This window comes from Bradyrhizobium cosmicum, from assembly GCF_007290395.2.
GTDB classification, from domain to species: domain Bacteria; phylum Pseudomonadota; class Alphaproteobacteria; order Rhizobiales; family Xanthobacteraceae; genus Bradyrhizobium; species Bradyrhizobium cosmicum.
In genome coordinates, this window is the sequence record NZ_CP041656.2 from 4232408 (window position 1) to 4249443 (window position 17036).

At 63.6% G+C, this 17036-nt stretch carries 22 protein-coding genes; 9 read left to right on the top strand and 13 right to left on the bottom strand.

The annotated features are described in order from the left end of the window. Window positions 1–124: 124 nt before the first annotated feature. Window positions 125–1159, bottom strand: a complete 1035-nt coding sequence (locus FNV92_RS20415) for a glutamine synthetase beta-grasp domain-containing protein (RefSeq protein WP_015686568.1) — start codon at window positions 1157–1159, stop codon at window positions 125–127. A gap of 541 nt (window positions 1160–1700) precedes the next feature. Between FNV92_RS20415 and FNV92_RS20420 the strand changes: the two genes are divergently transcribed. After that, complete coding sequence (locus FNV92_RS20420) at window positions 1701–1904, top strand: DUF2735 domain-containing protein (protein WP_015686569.1); 204 nt, start codon at window positions 1701–1703, stop codon at window positions 1902–1904. A gap of 111 nt (window positions 1905–2015) precedes the next feature. On the opposite strand, the gene FNV92_RS20425 is transcribed toward FNV92_RS20420, so the two are convergent. Continuing rightward, the gene (locus FNV92_RS20425; RefSeq protein ID WP_143844821.1) at window positions 2016–2342 is read right to left on the bottom strand and encodes an MliC family protein; all 327 of its coding nucleotides are present in this window, start codon (window positions 2340–2342) and stop codon (window positions 2016–2018) included. A 73-nt stretch (window positions 2343–2415) separates the two neighbouring features. Here FNV92_RS20425 and FNV92_RS20430 point away from each other — a divergent pair, with 73 nt between their 5' ends. Next, window positions 2416–3159, top strand: coding sequence for a tyrosine-protein phosphatase (locus FNV92_RS20430; protein WP_143844820.1), 744 nt, complete (start codon window positions 2416–2418; stop codon window positions 3157–3159). Here FNV92_RS20430 and FNV92_RS20435 read toward each other — a convergent pair whose 3' ends face one another. Further along, window positions 3160–3909 carry an SGNH/GDSL hydrolase family protein gene (locus FNV92_RS20435; protein ID WP_143844819.1) on the bottom strand — a complete coding sequence of 250 codons (750 nt, stop codon included), beginning with the start codon at window positions 3907–3909 and terminating at the stop codon, window positions 3160–3162. A 116-nt stretch (window positions 3910–4025) separates the two neighbouring features. Between FNV92_RS20435 and FNV92_RS20440 the strand changes: the two genes are divergently transcribed. From FNV92_RS20440 to FNV92_RS20450, 3 genes are all read left to right on the top strand, one after another. After that, on the top strand, window positions 4026–4706 hold the full coding sequence (locus FNV92_RS20440; RefSeq protein WP_143844818.1) for an SDR family oxidoreductase: 681 nt from the start codon (window positions 4026–4028) through the stop codon (window positions 4704–4706). Between the two features lie 96 nt (window positions 4707–4802). Next, complete coding sequence (locus tag FNV92_RS20445; protein ID WP_143844817.1) at window positions 4803–5489, top strand: DUF2161 domain-containing phosphodiesterase; 687 nt, start codon at window positions 4803–4805, stop codon at window positions 5487–5489. Between the two features lie 95 nt (window positions 5490–5584). Continuing rightward, window positions 5585–5890 carry a hypothetical protein gene (locus FNV92_RS20450; protein WP_015686575.1) on the top strand — a complete coding sequence of 102 codons (306 nt, stop codon included), beginning with the start codon at window positions 5585–5587 and terminating at the stop codon, window positions 5888–5890. Window positions 5891–5969: 79 nt separating this feature from the next. Here FNV92_RS20450 and FNV92_RS20455 read toward each other — a convergent pair whose 3' ends face one another. Beyond that, window positions 5970–6581 carry a GNAT family N-acetyltransferase gene (locus FNV92_RS20455; protein ID WP_143844816.1) on the bottom strand — a complete coding sequence of 204 codons (612 nt, stop codon included), beginning with the start codon at window positions 6579–6581 and terminating at the stop codon, window positions 5970–5972. Between the two features lie 150 nt (window positions 6582–6731). Next, the gene (locus FNV92_RS20460; protein ID WP_015686577.1) at window positions 6732–7133 is read right to left on the bottom strand and encodes a PaaI family thioesterase; all 402 of its coding nucleotides are present in this window, start codon (window positions 7131–7133) and stop codon (window positions 6732–6734) included. A gap of 119 nt (window positions 7134–7252) precedes the next feature. Here FNV92_RS20460 and FNV92_RS20465 point away from each other — a divergent pair, with 119 nt between their 5' ends. Beyond that, a complete protein-coding gene (locus FNV92_RS20465; protein WP_143844815.1) occupies window positions 7253–8041 on the top strand; it encodes a cobalamin-binding protein in 789 nt (262 codons plus the stop codon). A gap of 84 nt (window positions 8042–8125) precedes the next feature. Here FNV92_RS20465 and kynU read toward each other — a convergent pair whose 3' ends face one another. The 5 genes from kynU to FNV92_RS20490 all read right to left on the bottom strand — a co-directional run bounded on the left by kynU (window position 8126) and on the right by FNV92_RS20490 (window position 13328). Next, entirely contained in the window at window positions 8126–9340 is a 1215-nt protein-coding gene (gene kynU, locus FNV92_RS20470) for a kynureninase (RefSeq protein WP_143844814.1), read from the bottom strand. 10 nt (window positions 9341–9350) lie between these two features. Then, the gene (kynA, locus tag FNV92_RS20475; protein ID WP_143844813.1) at window positions 9351–10190 is read right to left on the bottom strand and encodes a tryptophan 2,3-dioxygenase; all 840 of its coding nucleotides are present in this window, start codon (window positions 10188–10190) and stop codon (window positions 9351–9353) included. Window positions 10191–10224: 34 nt separating this feature from the next. Continuing rightward, a complete protein-coding gene (locus tag FNV92_RS20480; RefSeq protein WP_143844812.1) occupies window positions 10225–11034 on the bottom strand; it encodes an alpha/beta hydrolase in 810 nt (269 codons plus the stop codon). A 239-nt stretch (window positions 11035–11273) separates the two neighbouring features. Next, window positions 11274–12551 (bottom strand): ArgE/DapE family deacylase, encoded by a 1278-nt coding sequence (locus tag FNV92_RS20485; protein WP_143844811.1) that lies wholly within the window; start codon window positions 12549–12551, stop codon window positions 11274–11276. Between the two features lie 51 nt (window positions 12552–12602). Then, window positions 12603–13328 (bottom strand): pyridoxamine 5'-phosphate oxidase family protein, encoded by a 726-nt coding sequence (locus FNV92_RS20490; protein ID WP_143844810.1) that lies wholly within the window; start codon window positions 13326–13328, stop codon window positions 12603–12605. Between the two features lie 75 nt (window positions 13329–13403). Here FNV92_RS20490 and pdxR point away from each other — a divergent pair, with 75 nt between their 5' ends. Together pdxR and FNV92_RS20500 are read left to right on the top strand one after the other, a co-directional pair. Next, window positions 13404–14873, top strand: a complete 1470-nt coding sequence (gene pdxR / locus FNV92_RS20495) for a MocR-like pyridoxine biosynthesis transcription factor PdxR (protein ID WP_143844809.1) — start codon at window positions 13404–13406, stop codon at window positions 14871–14873. 67 nt (window positions 14874–14940) lie between these two features. Next, window positions 14941–15186: a DUF6719 family protein gene (locus FNV92_RS20500; protein WP_143844808.1), complete on the top strand. Its 246-nt coding sequence runs from the start codon at window positions 14941–14943 to the stop codon at window positions 15184–15186. 3 nt (window positions 15187–15189) lie between these two features. On the opposite strand, the gene FNV92_RS20505 is transcribed toward FNV92_RS20500, so the two are convergent. Continuing rightward, complete coding sequence (locus FNV92_RS20505) at window positions 15190–15555, bottom strand: hypothetical protein (protein ID WP_015686586.1); 366 nt, start codon at window positions 15553–15555, stop codon at window positions 15190–15192. Between the two features lie 35 nt (window positions 15556–15590). Continuing rightward, window positions 15591–15755 carry a hypothetical protein gene (locus FNV92_RS20510; protein ID WP_015686587.1) on the bottom strand — a complete coding sequence of 55 codons (165 nt, stop codon included), beginning with the start codon at window positions 15753–15755 and terminating at the stop codon, window positions 15591–15593. A 405-nt stretch (window positions 15756–16160) separates the two neighbouring features. On the opposite strand from FNV92_RS20510, the gene FNV92_RS20515 reads away from it, so the two are divergent. Further along, entirely contained in the window at window positions 16161–16364 is a 204-nt protein-coding gene (locus tag FNV92_RS20515; RefSeq protein WP_334266062.1) for a hypothetical protein, read from the top strand. Here the strand turns inward: FNV92_RS20515 and FNV92_RS20520 are convergent. Beyond that, a complete protein-coding gene (locus FNV92_RS20520) occupies window positions 16354–16902 on the bottom strand; it encodes a CreA family protein (protein ID WP_015686588.1) in 549 nt (182 codons plus the stop codon). The genes FNV92_RS20515 and FNV92_RS20520 overlap by 11 nt on opposite strands. Window positions 16903–17036: the final 134 nt, after the last annotated feature.

A 17036-nucleotide genomic window follows, 5' to 3' on the forward strand; every position in this document is an offset into this window, starting at 1 on the left:
GCCGGCATGGCCGGCAGACCCGCAACAACGGCTGTCATCAGAATGCAAAAAATCCGCCGGAGCTTGTCGCTCCGGCGGATTGAGAGCCAACCCGGGCCAGCCCCCAGCCCGGGCCGGGAGGATCTTAGGCGGCCGCCTTCTTGTCGGCCGGGACGGACGCGATCGTCTTCAGGATCTGCGAAGCGATCTGGTATGGGTCGCCCTGCGAGTTCGGACGGCGGTCTTCCAGATAGCCCTTGTAGCCGTTGTTGACGAAGGAGTGCGGAACGCGGATCGAGGCGCCGCGGTCGGCGATGCCGTAGCTGAACTTGTTCCACGGCGCGGTCTCGTGCTTGCCGGTCAGACGCTTGTCATTGTCCGGGCCGTAAACGGCGATGTGGTCCATGAGGTTCTTGTCGAAGGCCGCCATCAGCGCCTCGAAGTACTCCTTGCCGCCGACCGTACGCATGTACTCGGTCGAGAAGTTGGCGTGCATGCCGGAGCCGTTCCAGTCGGTGTCGCCGAGCGGCTTGCAGTGGAACTCGATGTCGATGCCGTACTTCTCGGTCAGGCGCAGCATCAGGTAGCGGGCCATCCACATTTCGTCGGCGGCCTTCTTGGAGCCCTTGCCGAAGATCTGGAATTCCCACTGGCCCTTCGCGACTTCCGCGTTGATGCCTTCATGGTTGATTCCGGCAGCCAGGCAGAGGTCGAGATGCTCTTCGACGATCTTGCGGGCGACGTCGCCGACGTTCGAGAAGCCGACGCCGGTGTAGTACGGGCCCTGCGGCGCCGGATAGCCGGAGACCGGGAAGCCAAGCGGACGCCCGTCCTTGTAGAAGAAATACTCCTGCTCGAAGCCGAACCAGGCGCCGGCGTCGTCGAGAATGGTGGCGCGCTTGTTGGTCGGGTGCGGGGTCTTGCCATCGGGCATCATGACTTCGCACATCACGAGCACGCCGTTGGTGCGCGCGGCGTCCGGGAAGACGGCGACCGGCTTCAGCACGCAATCGGAGCTGTGGCCTTCGGCCTGCTGGGTGGAGGAGCCATCGAAGCCCCAGAGCGGAAGCTGCTCGAGCGTCGGGAACGACGCGAATTCCTTGATCTGTGTTTTGCCGCGCAAGTTCGGAGTCGGCGTATATCCGTCGAGCCAGATGTACTCGAGCTTATACTTGGTCATTGAGCCTCTCTGTAGATGATGCGAAAGGTGGGGGCCCGGGGGCCCCCGCACGATTGTTTACCCGGCCAACATCGGCCGGTCCTTTACAAGCATTTTACGTGCCAAAAGGCCGCAGCGCGCTGGGGTTTTCGACGGCGCCGGGGATGTCCCCAAAGGCGGCAAACCGTCCCCAGCGGCATGCGTCATAGCCGCGCACCGTTGCGTGAAGCTGCACTGCAAAAATCGCGAGGAAAACGCCTGATTCCGGAGCAGCCGGCCCGGCGCCGGAGGTTGCCGATCAAACACGCATCAGCTTCCAGCAATTTTCGCAAAGTCTCCAACCGTGCTCAGCAACCTTTGGAATGGCCCAAGCGTTGGTCACTCATCGGCTGCCTTGGCGGATGCAGAAGGCGAACTGACTAAAAAATGAGCTGAAACTGATTTCCTTTTCAGCACTTTCAAATGCTGAATGCGCGGCCGATATGGGGATTCCAGTAACCACAATCGAACGAGTCGGGCGCACCATGGAGGCCAAGGCGCTTCGACCCGGGAGCAAATTGAAATGATGAACAACGGACTGAGTCACGGATCTGCGAAGATCTATCAATTCCCCGTCGGGGGCCGCGCGGCTCTCGCCGGACACCGCTATGGCGATCCCCGCTTTCCTGCCGATCACGCTTCGCTTCCCGCGAACGTCTCGATCTGCAGCGACAGCTGGTACCACCAGGACGCGGTCGACGAAGCAAAGCCCAAATGGGAACGCTAATGCCAGTGTTTGGTAGAATACCGCCGCGCTCTCGCAAGTGCCCGGCGGCAGTTTGAAAAAGGGTCGAAACAACGAGGTTTCGACCCTTTTTGATTCCTGCAACCCTCCCGCCTAGAGCCCTGCCTTTTCGATCACCGCGCAGGCCGTCACCGGCCGCTTGAGATGCTTGACCGTGGTCGCCCCGCTGTTGGGGATTCTCAACGTGATCCCGGACCCCGAATAGCGCGCGCCCGAGACCGTCAGCCGCTTGGCGAGAGTCGCCGGCTCGCCGTCGATTTGGACGAAGGCGCGCTTGTCGTCGTCATAAAATCCGACGATGAACTGCGTGCCATCAGCGCAGCGGTAGGTTCGGAACGTCTGCGCGTCCGCCTGGCGCGCACTGAGAATTCCGCCCGCAAGCATGGTGATCGCCAAAAGAATGGCCTTGTGCCGGCCCATGATCGCCCCCTGTAATAGAACTCAAGGACGCCTATCAAGCGCGTCCGGTGGAAACATAGCCCAAGCCGAACCCATGTCAGACTCCCCTGCCCGCCATCTCAGCCTGCAAGGCGCCAGCAATTTTCGCGACCTCGGCGGCTATCCGACCGCCGACGGCCGCACCACACGCTGGCGGCACATCTTCCGGTCCAACCATCTCGGCCAGCTCACGGCCGAAGACATCGAGGTCGTGCGTGCACTCGGCGTGCGCAGCGCATTCGACTTTCGCGGCGTCGAGGAGCGCGCGGCCGGGGTCTGCGTCGTGAACGAGATCGCCGTGCATTCGCTGCCGATCGAGCCCACGGTCGTGGCCGCGTTGCGCGCCGAGCTCGTCGCAGGCAGGCTGACGGCGCCGGTCGCGATCGAGATCATGCGCGAATCCTATCGCAACTACGTCCGGCACAACACGAATAGCTTCCGCGCGCTGTTCGGTCATCTGCTGGAAGATCGTGCCCCGCTCGTGATCCACTGCACCGCCGGCAAGGACCGCACCGGCTTTGCCAGCGCGCTGATCCTGCATGCGCTGGGCGTGCCCGACGAAATCATTGCGGAGGACTATCTCCTCACCAACACGCACTACAAGCGCGATGCGACCGCCGCCACCGATTTGCCGGACGATGTGCGCAATGCCATCGGCAGCGTCGAGACCTCCTATCTTGCTGCCGCCTTCGCAGCCGTCGACAGTGAGTACGGCGATCTCGAAACCTATTTGCGCGACGGACTCAAGATTGGTCCGCAAGAGCGGGAGGCGCTGCGGGCGCGTTATCTGCAGACGTGATCAGGGTTTCGGTCCGACCGCTAGCCAGCCTGACGACATGGTTGCATCGGTAATCGCTTTGCACAGCGCCTGGGAAACCTGAAGCGTGCTCCAGTCGCTCTGATGAAGCATGTCGGGACGATCAGTGGGATCAAGCAGTTGCTCGAAAGAAATGCCGTTTTGCACATGCCAATGCCGCATCAGGGCCCAGCGCTGAAACACGTTCACCTTTGCAGATGCCGCTATCCTGCGAATCTCCAGGACGATCCTTTCAGAAAGCTCGGCCTTATCGTCGCGAAGCATGGCGGTCACGTATTGCGGATCGATCAACACGACGTCCATCGGACGTTGACGCGGCTTGAGCAACTGGTTCACCCCGTCGGCGATTGCGTCGAGGACATCCTGGAACTTGTACTGATCTCTGTGAAAAACCGCGTTGGTCCCGATTTGCCAAAGTACCAGCGAGGGATTTTCTGAAAAGATGTCGGACTTGAAGCGTTTCAGTTCTTCCGGCGCTTCCTGCCCGCCCTTGCCCCGATTCACGACGTCGATCCGGGCGTCCGGCAGCGGTTCGGCATAGTGCTGTCTCAAATACATCTCGAGGCGATGAGGATAAGGCACGACGTCCGCCCGTCCGGCAGTCGAAGACGATCCCATCGCCACGATGCGAACCGGATCCGGTCGGCGCAGCGCGTCGAAGAAATTTCGCAGCGGGTGTTCGAGCTTGATGATGCCTTGGGGAACGTCGATCACCGGCAGACTGTCGGACATGTCGATCCCTCCTGCCATCCAAGGTTACAGCGATCATTCAGCCTTGAAGCCGCCGCCATTGCAAGTCCAATTCGGACCGCGCAATAGTCGGCGCGAGTTGAACGACGGAGAGCATCGTGCAGGGAAAAGTGATTGTGGTGACCGGCGCGCTCGGCGCGCTTGGCAAGGTCGTTGCCGAAACCGCGCAGTCACGCGGCGCGCGTATCGCTGGCATCGATCACGCCCCCTCGCAGCTTTCGGCGACGCCGGACCGGATCGAGATCGGCGGCGTCGATCTGTCCGACGCAGCACAGGCGAAGACAGCGATCGATGCGGCCGCAAAGCATTTCGGCCGGCTCGACGCGTTGATCAACATCGCAGGCGGCTTCGCCTTCGAGACCGTCGGCGACGGCGACATCAAGACGTGGCAACGCATGTATGCACTCAACGTGCTGACCGCCCTCAACGCCTCGCACGCGGCGTTGCCGTATCTCGCCGCCTCCAAGGCATGCCGCATCGTCAACATCGGTGCCATTGGCGCGCTCCAGGCCGGTTCCGGCATGGGCCCCTACGCCGCCTCGAAGGCCGGCGTGCATCGCCTCACCGAAGCGCTTGCGAACGAATGGAAGGGCAAAGTCACCGTGAACGCGGTGTTGCCGTCGATCATCGACACCAAGGCAAACCGCGCCGACATGCCGAAAGCAGACTTCTCCAAATGGGTCACGCCGCAGGAGCTCGCGGAGGTGATCTTGTTCCTTGCAAGCGACGCCGCAAGCGGCATCACCGGGGCGCTGATCCCCGTGGGCGGGCGAGTATAATCGCAGTTCGATCTGACGGCTGGGCGACGGCTCTGATTCAATCGGAGCCGAGAACGCTCTAGACTGCCCGCAACTGATTCTCCGATCGGACACGCCGTGGAAACCACGCTCTATCTGCCCGTCAAACGCTTCCTCGAAGAGCTCGGCTTCACGGTCAAGGGCGAGATCGGCGGCTGCGATCTCGTGGGCCTCAGCGCGGGCGATCCACCGGTCGTGGTGATCGGCGAGCTCAAGCTCGCCTTCAATCTCGAGCTCATTCTGCAAGCCATCGATCGCGCGCCAGCCGGCGACGAGGTCTGGATCGCCGCAAGGATGTCGATCCGCGGCAAGGGACGCGAGAGCGATGCGCGCTATCGCAATCTCTGCCGCCGGCTCGGCTTCGGGATGCTCGGGGTGACCGACCGCGGCCAGGTCGAGGTGCTGGTGAAGCCGCCGACCGCGGCACCGCGCCGCGAGCCGAAGGTTCGCTCGCGCCTCGTGGCCGAGCATCAACGCCGCCAGGGCGATCCCGTGCTCGGCGGCAGCACGCGCGCGCCGATCATGACGGCCTATCGGCAGCAGGCATTGGCGTGCGCATCGGAACTCGCGGGAGGCCCGCGGCGCGTGCGCGAATTGCGCGACCGTTGCCCTGACGCTGGCAAGATCTTGCTTAACAATGTGTATGGCTGGTTCGAACGCGCCGACCGGGGAATCTACGGGCTTACGGAGGCCGGGCACGCCGCGCTGAAGCGCTGGCCGCAACAACGGATCGAACGCGATGCCGGTGTCGTGTCAGCGTCCTGACACCCGACCGGTGCATAGCTGAGATGCCACACCGATTTCATATTGCAATGCAACATTGGCGGCACTAGGTATCCCGGCATCGAAACGAGGCCGTTATGAGCGCAGACTGGAATACCAAATATGGCACGCGGCGCGTGCGCCACGATCCCCCGACCCTGGACGAGGCGATCTTCGCCGCCGTCGGCATCACCGACGACCAGGAGCAGCAGGCCGAGATCGCTGCAGCGCTGATGGGGATGCCGCTCGATGTCGTGCAGGCCGAAGTGAAGAAGCAGGCTCGCACCAACAGCCGCATCACCGCGACCCGCGTGATCGCCGGCGAACAGGGCGCACAGCGCTCTGTGGTGGTCGAACGCCGTGTCGTGCGCCGCTTCGGCAACGACAAGCGCACCGGCACCTGAGCGCTTAATTCTCTAACCCCAATACGAAAGCGGACCGGTTTTGCCGGTCCGCTTTTTTGATTCCTGCCGGCTCTATGCGTCAGGCGGCGCGACTACCGTACATGCTGGAAATGATCTTCCAGCATGTCGAGTTGAAGCTGAGCAAGGCGCGGCCGGCCACGAATGGCGAGGCCGCGAGTTCAGCGAGCTCGGCCTCCGGCGTCTTGGCAAGATCGATCGTGCCGGTCGATTCGCCATGACGGAAAGCAAGATGCGCCCCGAACTTCCTGGCGAGCGCCCGCATCGCGTGATTCTCGGAGCCCGTGGTGATGCGCAGGCGCTTGTAGCCCTTCCAGCGCGCTTCCGCGATCAGCCGGCTGAACAAGATGGTCCCGACGTTCTGGCGGCGCGCCGAGGCTTCAACGCTGAAGGCAACCTCGGGCAGCGAATCGCCCTCCGGCGGATGCAGCTCGGCCGCACCGCGGACCACGCCGTCGACGATATAGGCAACGATCACGGTGCCGTCCTCGGCACAGCGGGCGGCGTAACGCTCGATGAAACTGTCGTCGAGGAAGCCGTTGAAACGATCATGCCGGCTTCCGGCATCGAGCCTAAGCAGGTGATCGCGCAGGAGCGGCAATTCTTCCTGCTGGCTCAGGGTCCGTACATAGCCCGGAACGGGCGTCGTGCGGACGTTCTCTTCCAATATCACGTGAAAACTCCTCTTGGTGTCCCTCGAGGAGGCGTTCGAATCCCTAGACCTCCAATATTGTGCATCGCAACAAGCTTTTCAAGACGGGAACCTGCCCAAGTTTCGAGCATCGCAAGCGACTAATTCGTTAACAAAATCAAAGTCCCGTAGTCATACGAGGACGAGCTGCGTCTGGGTGACCACTGCGACGAGCTTGCCGTCCTCGGTTTCCAGCCGAGTGGTCCAGACTTGGGTCCGCCGACCCCTGTGCACCGGGGTCGCTGTGGCGATAACCGTAGTTCCCTCCTTGGCCCCACCGATGAAGTTGGTCTTGCTCTCCAGGGTGGTCGTGCCCTTGGCGTCCTCCGGCAGGTTGATCACGGTTGCCGCCGCGCCGACGGAATCGGCGAGCGCCATCACCGCACCGCCGTGAATGGTGTGGTGGAGCGTGCAGAGATCGGGACGGACCGTCATCCGCGCTACGACGCGATCCCTCCCGGCCTCGATGAACTCGACGCCCTTGAGCTCGGCGAATGGCATCTTCATCGCTTGAAGTTTCTCGAGCGGCGTCATCGGATCTCCTCCCAATTCATTGTTGTCTCAGCGTGAATTGCCTGGCGCGGCAAAGCAATGACGTCAGAGGTAATCGCCCTGCTGACATTGGCGCCTTCATTTGCGCATATGCTCCTCCCATGCGCCACTTCCCGCCCCGCCGCATCGTCTGCCTGACCGAAGAGACCGTCGAAACGCTCTATTTGCTCGGCGAGCAGGACCGCATCGTCGGCGTCTCCGGCTACGCCGTCCGTCCGCCGCAGGTGCGGCGCGAGAAGCCGCGGGTGTCGGCCTTCGTCTCGGCGGACATGCCGAAAATCCTGGCGCTGGAACCGGACCTGGTGCTCGCCTTCTCGGATCTCCAGGCCGGTATCGTCGCTGATCTCGTTCGCGCCGGCGTCGATGTCCACGTCTTCAATCAGCGCGACATCGCCGGGATTTTGGCGATGATCCGAACACTCGGCGCGCTGGTCGGTGCGGTCGAGCGCGCCGAGGAACTCGCGCACGGCCACGAGCGGCGCCTTGCCGCGATGGCAGCAACATCCCGCCCCTCATCGCGGCCAAGAGTCTACTTCGAAGAATGGGACGACCCGCTGATCTCCGGCATCGGCTGGGTCTCCGAGCTGATCGAGATCGCCGGCGGCGCGGATGTGTTTCCGGAGCTGCGCGCCCGCCAGGCGGCCAAGGATCGTATCATCTCGGCGGACGCGGTGCGTGAAGCGTCGCCCGACGTGATCCTGGCGTCATGGTGCGGCAAGAAGGTCGTGCCCGCCCGCATCCGCGCGCGCGACGGCTGGAGTGAAATTCCGGCCGTGCGCAATGATCGCATCGTCGAGATCAAATCGCCGATCATCCTGCAACCGGGGCCAGCGGCGCTGACGGATGGGCTGGATGCGATCGTGACCGCGCTATGGGGCGAACGCCCCTGAGCTTTCAGCATCCACCTCCTTGATCCCGTCATCCTTCGAGGGACCCTGAAGAAGCGGCCACCTCAGGGCGACGGTGATAGCTTCTCACGTCACCGCGTTGACGACCTGATATTCCGGCCGGCGCCACACCTCGTCTCCGATCACTTCTTCCATGATCTCGGCCGCCCGCATGATCTCGCTCTCGCCGATGTAAAGCGGCGTAATTCCGAACCGCATGATGTCGGGCGCGCGGAAGTCGCCGATGACGCCGCGGGCGATCAGGGCCTGCATGGCGGCGTAGCCGCCCTCGAAGGCGAAGGAGACTTGCGAGCCGCGGTGCTCATGCGAGCGCGGGGTGACAAGCTTCAAGGACGGGCAACGACGCTCGACCTCCGCGATCAGGAGATCGCCGAGCGCCAGCGAGCGGGCGCGCACCTCGGCGATGTCGACGCGATCCCAGATGTCGAGCGAGGCTTCCAGCGCTGCCATCGCCAGCACCGGCGGCGTGCCCACCCGCATGCGCTCGACGCCGCCCGCGGCCGCATAGCCAAGCTCGAAGGCAAACGGCTTTTCGTGCCCCATCCATCCGGACAGAGCTGCGCGCGCAGTGTCGGCGTGACGCGGCGCGACGTAGAGGAAGGCCGGGGCGCCGGGACCGGCATTGATGTATTTGTAGGTGCAGCCCGCGGCGAAATCGGCGCCGCAGCCCGCAAGATCGACCGGCAACGCACCGGCGGAATGGGCGAGATCCCAGACGGTGACGATGCCGAGCGCGTGCGCTTTCTCGGTCAGCTTCGCCATGTCGTGGCGCCGGCCGGTGCGGTAGTCGACCTCGGTGATGTATAGGACGGCGATCTCCTCCGACAACGCGGCCTCGATCTCCTCCGGCGCCACCAGACGCAATTGATGGCCTCGGCCGAGCGTCGCGATCAGGCCTTCGGCCATGTACAGATCAGTCGGAAAATTGCCGGTGTCCGACAGGACCACCTTGCGCGATGCGTTCATGTCGAGCGCCGCCGCAAGGGCCTGATAGACTTTCAGCGACAGCGTGTCGCCGACCATCACGGAGCCGGCTTCCGCGCCGATCAATCGCGCGATGCGATCGCCGACATGGCGCGGCTGGGCGTACCAGCCTGCACTGTTCCAGGCGCGGATCAGCTCGTTGCCCCATTCCGTGGTGATGACGCGGTTGACGCGCTCGGCAACGCCCAGCGGCAGCGCGCCGAGCGAATTGCCGTCGAGATAGATCACGCCTTCAGGCAGGTGGAACAAGGCTTTGGTGTCGTCATAGACGCGAAGCGTGGTCTTGCGAGTGGGCATCTGGACATCTCTACAGAATTGTACGCACACGCCAGAGCTCGGGGAACAGCTCGACCTCCAGCATGCGCTTGAGATAGCTGACGCCGCCGGTGCCCCCGGTGCCACGCTTGAAACCGATGACACGCTCGACCGTCGTCACATGGTTGAAACGCCAGCGGCGAAAGTAGTCCTCGAAGTCGACCAGCTTTTCGGCGACCTCGTAGAGCATCCAGTGCGCTTCCGGCGCCTCGTAAACCTGACGCCAAGCCTGTAGCACGCCTTCGTTGAAGCTGTGGGTCTCGCGGACGTCGCGTGCCAGCACCGCCGCCGGCATCTTCAGCCCGTTGCGATCGGCGAGCCGCAGCACTTCATCGTAAAGGCTCGGCGTCGCGAGCTCGGCTTCGAGCAGCTTCGTCGTTTCCACATCATGCGCGTGCGGCTTGAGCATGGCGTGGTTGCGGTTGCCGAGCAGGAATTCGATCAACCGGTACTGCCGTGACTGGAAGCCAGAGGACTGGCCGAGTTGGGAGCGAAAGCGCGTATATTCGCTCGGCGTCATGGTGCGCAGCACGTCCCAGGCGCCGTTGAGCTGCTCGAAGATGCGCGACATCCGCGCCAGCATCTTCATGGCCGGCGCGACCTCGTCCTTTGCGATCGCGCGGCGCGCGGCGGTCAGCTCATGGAGGGCGAGCCGCATCCACAGCTCTGTCGTCTGATGCTGGATGATGAACAGCATCTCGTCATGGGCTTCCGACAGCGGATGCTGCGCGCCGAGGATCGCATCCAGCGCCAGATAATCGCCATAGGACATCCGCCGGGCGAAATCGGTCTCGGCGCCTTCGCTGGTGGGATCGTAATCGCTGGACGTCATGACAGGCCCTTTCGATCGATCATCCCTCGCCTCGTCAGTCGAGGCCGATCAGGCGCGCGGTGATCGGCGATGATGGATCCTTCAGGGCGTCGATCACGGTAAAATGGTTCAGCCCGGGATCGACGACGAGGCGCGTCGGCACGTCGAAGCCGGTCCAGATATTGGCCATCAGATCGGATTGGCGAATGAATTCCGGCCGCTCGCTGCCGCCGACCCAGGCGGTCACGGGCGAATGTCCGCGTGGCAGGTGCAGCGCCGCGCTTTCCAGCGTCGCCTCCTCCATGGTCATGCGCAGCGTCTCGTTCATCTTCGTCTTCAGCAGCGGACGCAGATCGTGCAGCCCGCTGATCGAAAGCGTGCCGGCGATGCGATTAAAGACGGAAGGTTCGAGCCGGCTGTCGTCGCACAGCATGCGCGTGACGAGATGGCCGCCGGCGGAATGACCGGCTAGACGGATCGGACCGGAAACGAGCGAAGCGGCTTTGGCGATTGCGGCTGTGATTTCCGCGGTGATGTCGCAGATGCGTGCGGCCGGTGTCAGGGTGTAACTCGGCAGCGCCACCGTCCAACCGTGGTGCCGCGCACCTTCGGCCAGATCGGTCCAGGTCGACTTGTCGAAGCGCATCCAGTAACCGCCGTGCACGAAGACGACGAGACCCTTGCTGTCGCCGTCAGGCAGGATGAGGTCGAGGCGCTGGCGCTCGCGGTCGCCATAGGCGATATCGGTGCGAAAACCCTTCAGTCCGGCGCGGTAGGCCGCCGCCCGCTCCGCCCATTGCGCCGGCATCTTGTCGGAGCCCGGGATATGGGCCGAATTGGCGTAAGCATCATCCCAATCGCGCATCGTGACTCCCAGGGACTCGTCCCGCGACGCCAGTCTGCCACCGGACGCGGCGGCGTCCTAGTCTTTATTTTAAGCTTAAAGCATCTTGGAGAGCCGGTGGATTGGGCAACGAACCCGCAAGATCGTTCCGCCGTCATTGCGAGGGGCGTAGCGACGAAGCAATCCAGTCTGCCCCTGCAGACGGATCCTGGATTGCTTCGCTACGCTCGCAATGACCGCGGAGACAGCGAGGCTCACGCCTAGACCTTCTCCACACCGCACCATTCCGCGATGAACAGCGCTGTTGCCTTGGTCGATTTCTTCAGCGAGTCCAGGTCGACGAATTCGTTGAAGCCGTGCATCTCGCCGCCGCTTGCGCCGAAGCACAGGCTCGGGATGCCATAATTGAGGCCGTAGAAGCGGGTGTCGGTGAGCGCCGTAAAGACGAGGTCTTCGACTGCGCCGCCATAGACCTTGTCGAAGGCCTTGGCGAAGGCGGCCTCGGGCGCTGCGGCGTCGGTCAGCTCATAGCCCTCCGACAGGAATCCCGACCATTCGATCTCCGGCGGGTTGTTGGCGAGGAAGCGGTGGTTGCGCGCGGCCGCGGCAACGCAGGCCGCGATCTCCTTCTGGTGGTCGGCGACCGACCAGCCCGGCAGAATCGCGATACGGCAATCGACGTCGCACCAGGCCGGCACGCTGGAAGCCCAGTCGCCGCCCTTGATGATGCCGGGATTGAAGTTGATGGGATGGTTGAGCGTCTTGAAGTGACGATCGGCCTTGGCCCGCTCGTTCCATTCGATCTCGAGCTTCTGGACCGCCTGGATCAGATGATATGCCGCCATGATGGCATTGGCGCCGGAACCGGCGAAAGCGACATGGGTCGGATGGCCCTTCACGCGCAGGCGAAACCAGATCACGCCGACTTGCGAGCGCACCATCTTGCCGCTGGTCGGCTCCGGGATGAAGCAGGCGTCCGCGCGGTAGCCGCGCTGCAGCGTCGAGAGCGCGCCGACGCCGGTGCTCTCCTCCTCGATCACCGACTGGAAGTGAATGCGCGCGGTCGGCTTGAAACCAGCGGCCTTGATCGCGTCCAGCGCATGAAGCGCGCCGATCGTGCCGGATTTCATGTCGCAGGCGCCGCGGCCAAACATCTTGCCGTCCTTGATGACCGGCGAGAACGGCGGCGTCTCCCACAACTCCAGCGGGCCCGCGGGCACCACGTCGCAGTGCCCTTGAATGATCAGCGATTTACCGGCGTTGGTCTGCGGACGGTAGGTGCCGACCACCGAGCGCGCCTTCGAAAAATCATGCTCGATCGGGCCGAAGCCGCGGAGGTCCTTGAGATCGTCGACATTGATGTGCCAGTCGTCGACCTCATAGCCGCGCTCGCGCAGGAGGTCGCCGATCATGTCCTGGCACGGCCCCTCCGCCCCGCGGGTCGAAGGGATCGCAACGAAATCGCGGGTGGTCGCAAGCTGGGCTTCGAAGCCGGCATCGACGGCGTCAAGAATCCTCTGCTGCGTTTCGGCATTCATCAGGCTGCTCCAGGCGTTCAAACAATCGAAGAGCCGGCAAGCTAGCCGATTTCAGCCGTTCGGGTACTCCACAAAATATGCATCCCGCAATGCATCTTCGAGCAGTCGGCCTTCCGAATAGCCATTCAGCGTCCCAGGGCGCGTCACGCCGTCGAGCAGCCGCGGACACGGCTCCGGCGCGCCGAGCACGGTGCGCACGGGGATCCGCTCGGCATAGATGGGCAGCGCGTAGTCCTCGTCATCGTCGGCGACACCCTTGGCGCGAACCTTTGCCGAGGCCTCCTCGATCTCCATCGCGATGAACGAGGTCGCCTTGATCTCCTGCGTGTTGCTGGCTCGCAGGCTCGCGGTGCGACCGGGGAAGAAACGATCGACCATCGCGATCACCGCGCGCTCTTTCTCCTCGGGATCGGTAACGAGATAGGCACTGCCGAACGCCATCACGGCGCGGTAATCGGCGGAGTGGTTGAAGCCGCTGCGCGCCAGCACCAGGCTGTCAAGGTGGGCGACCGTGAGGCAGACGCGCTCGCCTTTGGTCTGGTTGCGCAGCATGCGGCTCGCGCTCGAACCGTGCCAGTACAGCTTGGTGCCCTCGCGCCAGAAGAAGGTCGGCGTGCAATAGGGCTGGCCGTCGATGACATACGACACGTGGCACATCATCGAGGAGTCCAGGATGCGATGTACGGTGTCGTGATCGTAAAAACCGCGGTCGTGACGGCGCTTCACCTTGTTGCGCGCTGAAGTCGGGTAGGAATTCTGGGTCTCAGTCTGACTCACGGCCGCTCCTGTCGGGATTGGAACAATTCCAGCGCAGTTGTAGCGAACCATTTGGTCTGCGATAGTGCCAATTCCATGCAAAATATTCCGACCAATTCCTCTGCGCCCGCCAAGGCCGAATTGCCGCTCGACCTCACCGGTCCGCACATCACGGCCGGCGCCTCCGCAGCACACCGGCTGTATCAGGCGCTGTGCGAGATGATCGTCGCCGGCCTCGTGAAGCCCGGCGAGCCGCTGCCACCGTCAAGGACATTGGCGAAGCAGACGGGCTTTCGCCGTAACGCCATCGTCACCGCCTATGAGCGGCTGATCGCCGACGGCTTTGCCGACGCCACCGTCGGCTCCGGCACGTTCGTCGCCGCGCGCATTCCGGCTCGCGCAGTCGAGCCGAAGAAACCAAAGGTCGTGATCGAGGCGCCACGACAAGGCGCGTTCTCGCTCGGCTGCACCCATATCGACGAGCGCGCCGTGCAGCGTTTTCGCGCCTTCGTCGGCAGGCGCATGCGCGCGTTCGGGTCCGAGCATCTGCACTATGGCGATCCCCGCGGCAGCCGCGAGCTGCGCGCGGCGATCGCCGATCATCTGTTGTCGGCACGCGGCCTGCGCTGCGATCCCGATCAGATCATGCTGACGTCAGGTACGCTGCACGCGCTGCGCATCGTGCTGAGCGCGATCCTGAAGGCTGGCGATCAGGTCTGGTGCGAGGACCCCGGCTACCCTGCCGCGCGAAATACCATCGCGCATTGCGGCTATCGCGCCGTGCCCGTTCCCTTGGACGAGCACGGCATACGCGTTGCCAAGGGCCGCAGTGCGGCGCCGGCGGCGCGCGCGGCCTATGTGACACCGTCGCACCAGTTTCCCCTGGGCGTACAGATGTCGATGCCGCGGCGGCTCGAGCTGCTCGACTGGGCAAGGCAGGCTGGCGCCTTCGTGCTGGAGGACGATTACGACAGCGAGTTCCGATATGACGGCGCGCCGCTGATGTCGCTGGCCGGTATCGATCACCTCCGGCGGGTGATCTACATGGGCACATTCGCCAAGACGCTGTTTCCGGGCCTGCGCATCGGCTATTGCGCCCTGCCCGAACGCCTGATCGCCGACGTGACGGCTACGCGCGCCGCGCTCGACCGCTTTCCCGGCACGTTGATGGAAGGCGCAGTCGCCGACATGCTCAATTCCGGCGCGTTCGCCGCGAACCTCAAACGCGTGCGAAAACTCTATCGCGAAGCACGCGATGCGTTGGCAGAGACGCTGGAAGCGGCGTCCGATGGGGCACTGTCGGTGCCGATGCCGTCGCAAGGGTTGCACCTGGTCGCCCGGTTCGATCCCTCGGTCGATCTTGCGGTCGCCGCACAGGCGAAGCAGGCGGCCGGCGCGGAGGGCTGGCTACTGGCGGACACCTATTCGCGGGCGCGCCCCCTGCCCGGATTCGTGCTGGGATTTTCGGGGCACGCGGTTCCAAAGCTGGTGGCGTCAGCGAAGCGGCTCGCGCAAGAATCGCGCCTCGCCTTGGGCGCCAAGAACAAATCGGCCCGGCGGGCGTGACGAAGCTTTGCTGTCAGAATCGCCGGCCGCTCCCTACATTGAAGCATCGCTTCCGGGAGCTCTCGTCATGTCACTCCGCCGTACAGCCTTCTTCTCGCTCCTGATCTCCAGCGTGCTGGCCTCGACGGCGCATGCAGCCACGGTCGGGCGCGCGGAGGACATCGCCGATCTCAAGCTCGGTCAGCGTGTGCTGGTGGATGACGGAACCTGTCCGGCCGGACAGGTCAAGGAAGTGCGCGGCGCCAAGATGACAGAGAAGGGCGTGGCGCGAACCAGCACCTGCGTGCCGCGGTACGGTCCGAAGTCGAAGTGAGGCCTACGACTTCGCCGGATCGAACATGCACTGAAGAGTCGGCTTGGCGATCTTCGTGAAGGTCGGGCCGATCTCACTTTGCTTGGACGCCGGCACCCAATCGGTTTCGATGGTCGGCACACCGGTCTCGCTGATGCCGCGCAGCAGCGCCTCTCGCAGATCACGGTCCTCGACGGCCGCGGCGGCGTGATCATGCAGGCAGCCACAGACCTCCTCCGGATGCTCCCAGCGCCCAATCATGCGCGGTGCACACTGACGCACGAATTCGATGCGCGGATCTGGTAGCCGTGAGGGCGTGCGCACTTGCGCCTGCGCGGCACTGATCGTCAGAACGGATACGAAGGCTGCGGCACAAAAACGAACAATCATGATGGCCTTTATCGGCTGCTTCTTCTTGGCGGCGATCAGAAACGCGCGGCGACCACGATCGGTTGCGACGATACGGTCGTGACCGGCGAGCCGCTGTACTGAAAAGTGCCGACACCGGGCAGACCGCCATCCGGCGCGCCCGCAAACGAGGAACCGGCGAGCACGAAACCAAAGGCGAGGATGAAGCTGAGCGCGCGCATTGTCTTTTCTCTCAATTTCTAGGCCGGCAGTGCGCCGTCGTCGTTACGAAGCTGATAACCATGGGTCGTTTCGCCCGTGATGCGCCAAAAGCGGAAAATGGTTTCATCTTTGCGCGAATTGTTTCGCCGCCTCCGGAGCGACGAAACATTCGGCGGAAAATCCCAATGTTTTCAGATAGGCCGCCTCGCGGCCTAATTTCCTTGGCAGGCTCCGGTCGAGCCTGGAACCTGCCGCGCACGGTGTGCCGTCATGTGCGCGCCTTCCACGCTTCACATGCATTTTACGTTTTTCTGCTGAAGAGGAATCCAAACGAGGGCTGGATCCTTTCGAACCGCGAGCGCTTCGGCTGCGACCCAAGCCATCGAAACCAGAAGCCCGGATCACCGGGCACGTTCACGTGAGGAATGGCCATCATGATGGCGCAAGATCGCGCAGCGGCGCGCGAAGCGGACCAATGGACGGACCGCGCCGGTCAAGGCGCCATATCGCCCGGCGCGATGGCGTTGCAATCAAGCCGCGGCTTTGAGGCCACGCCGCAGGCCTTCGTGCGGCTGACCGGCTCGCATCTCGCGAGATCGCGGGCCAGCCGCATCGTCGCTACTGAGTGAAGAACTCGGCGCACTTCTGGACGTTGGCGTCAGCCGGTCCCCACGGCATGATCGGCACGGTCGAGGTCGAGTTCTTCGGCGAGCCCTCGATCAGCCGGTCCGAATAGACCATGTAGACCAGCACGTTGCGCTTGGCGTCGCAGCCGCGCACGATCTGCATCTTCTTGAAGAACAGCGAACGGCGCTGGCGGAACATGTCGTCGCCCTGCTCCATCTTGTTCTTGAACTTGATCGGCCCGGTCTGACGGCAGGCGAGCGAGATGTCCGAGACCTCCTCGGCAAGGCCGAGCCAGCCCTTGAAGCCGCCCTTCTCCGGAACCGTGAAATGGCAGGCGACGCCCTCGACCTCGGGATCGTCAAGGCCATAGGTCGCAAGCTTGTCGTTCGGGCTCATCCATTTGAACACAGTCGAGCGGCGGAAGATCAGATCCGGCTCGTCGGCGGCCGATGCCGAAGCCACCGGCGCGGCCATGGCCAGGAGGAATAAAGCGAGGCCTTTCAAGCGGATGCCGGAAAGATCGGGGAAACGAAATGACATGAAGTTCTCCGGTAACGAGTCCCCGCAATGTAGGGATGCGACAGCCGGACAGGAAGACGGCGGGCCGCCGGGCGCGGCCGCCGTTTACCGCTCCGTGAGGCTTTTTTGCTACGGCTAGGACAAATGTCGCTGAT

Bases quoted from the DNA above. Each gene is read 5' to 3' on its own strand.
- FNV92_RS20415 (WP_015686568.1), bottom strand. From the start codon at position 1,159: ATGACCAAGTATAAGCTCGAGTACATCTGGCTCGACGGATATACGCCG.
- FNV92_RS20420 (WP_015686569.1), top strand. From the start codon at position 1,701: ATGATGAACAACGGACTGAGTCACGGATCTGCGAAGATCTATCAATTC.
- FNV92_RS20425 (WP_143844821.1), bottom strand. From the start codon at position 2,342: ATGGGCCGGCACAAGGCCATTCTTTTGGCGATCACCATGCTTGCGGGC.
- FNV92_RS20430 (WP_143844820.1), top strand. From the start codon at position 2,416: ATGTCAGACTCCCCTGCCCGCCATCTCAGCCTGCAAGGCGCCAGCAAT.
- FNV92_RS20435 (WP_143844819.1), bottom strand. From the start codon at position 3,909: ATGTCCGACAGTCTGCCGGTGATCGACGTTCCCCAAGGCATCATCAAG.
- FNV92_RS20450 (WP_015686575.1), top strand. From the start codon at position 5,585: ATGAGCGCAGACTGGAATACCAAATATGGCACGCGGCGCGTGCGCCAC.
- FNV92_RS20460 (WP_015686577.1), bottom strand. From the start codon at position 7,133: ATGACGCCGCTCGAGAAACTTCAAGCGATGAAGATGCCATTCGCCGAG.
- FNV92_RS20465 (WP_143844815.1), top strand. From the start codon at position 7,253: ATGCGCCACTTCCCGCCCCGCCGCATCGTCTGCCTGACCGAAGAGACC.
- kynU (WP_143844814.1), bottom strand. From the start codon at position 9,340: ATGCCCACTCGCAAGACCACGCTTCGCGTCTATGACGACACCAAAGCC.
- kynA (WP_143844813.1), bottom strand. From the start codon at position 10,190: ATGACGTCCAGCGATTACGATCCCACCAGCGAAGGCGCCGAGACCGAT.
- FNV92_RS20480 (WP_143844812.1), bottom strand. From the start codon at position 11,034: ATGCGCGATTGGGATGATGCTTACGCCAATTCGGCCCATATCCCGGGC.
- FNV92_RS20485 (WP_143844811.1), bottom strand. From the start codon at position 12,551: ATGAATGCCGAAACGCAGCAGAGGATTCTTGACGCCGTCGATGCCGGC.
- pdxR (WP_143844809.1), top strand. From the start codon at position 13,404: ATGCAAAATATTCCGACCAATTCCTCTGCGCCCGCCAAGGCCGAATTG.
- FNV92_RS20500 (WP_143844808.1), top strand. From the start codon at position 14,941: ATGTCACTCCGCCGTACAGCCTTCTTCTCGCTCCTGATCTCCAGCGTG.
- FNV92_RS20505 (WP_015686586.1), bottom strand. From the start codon at position 15,555: ATGATTGTTCGTTTTTGTGCCGCAGCCTTCGTATCCGTTCTGACGATC.
- FNV92_RS20510 (WP_015686587.1), bottom strand. From the start codon at position 15,755: ATGCGCGCGCTCAGCTTCATCCTCGCCTTTGGTTTCGTGCTCGCCGGT.
- FNV92_RS20515 (WP_334266062.1), top strand. From the start codon at position 16,161: ATGGCCATCATGATGGCGCAAGATCGCGCAGCGGCGCGCGAAGCGGAC.
- FNV92_RS20520 (WP_015686588.1), bottom strand. From the start codon at position 16,902: ATGTCATTTCGTTTCCCCGATCTTTCCGGCATCCGCTTGAAAGGCCTC.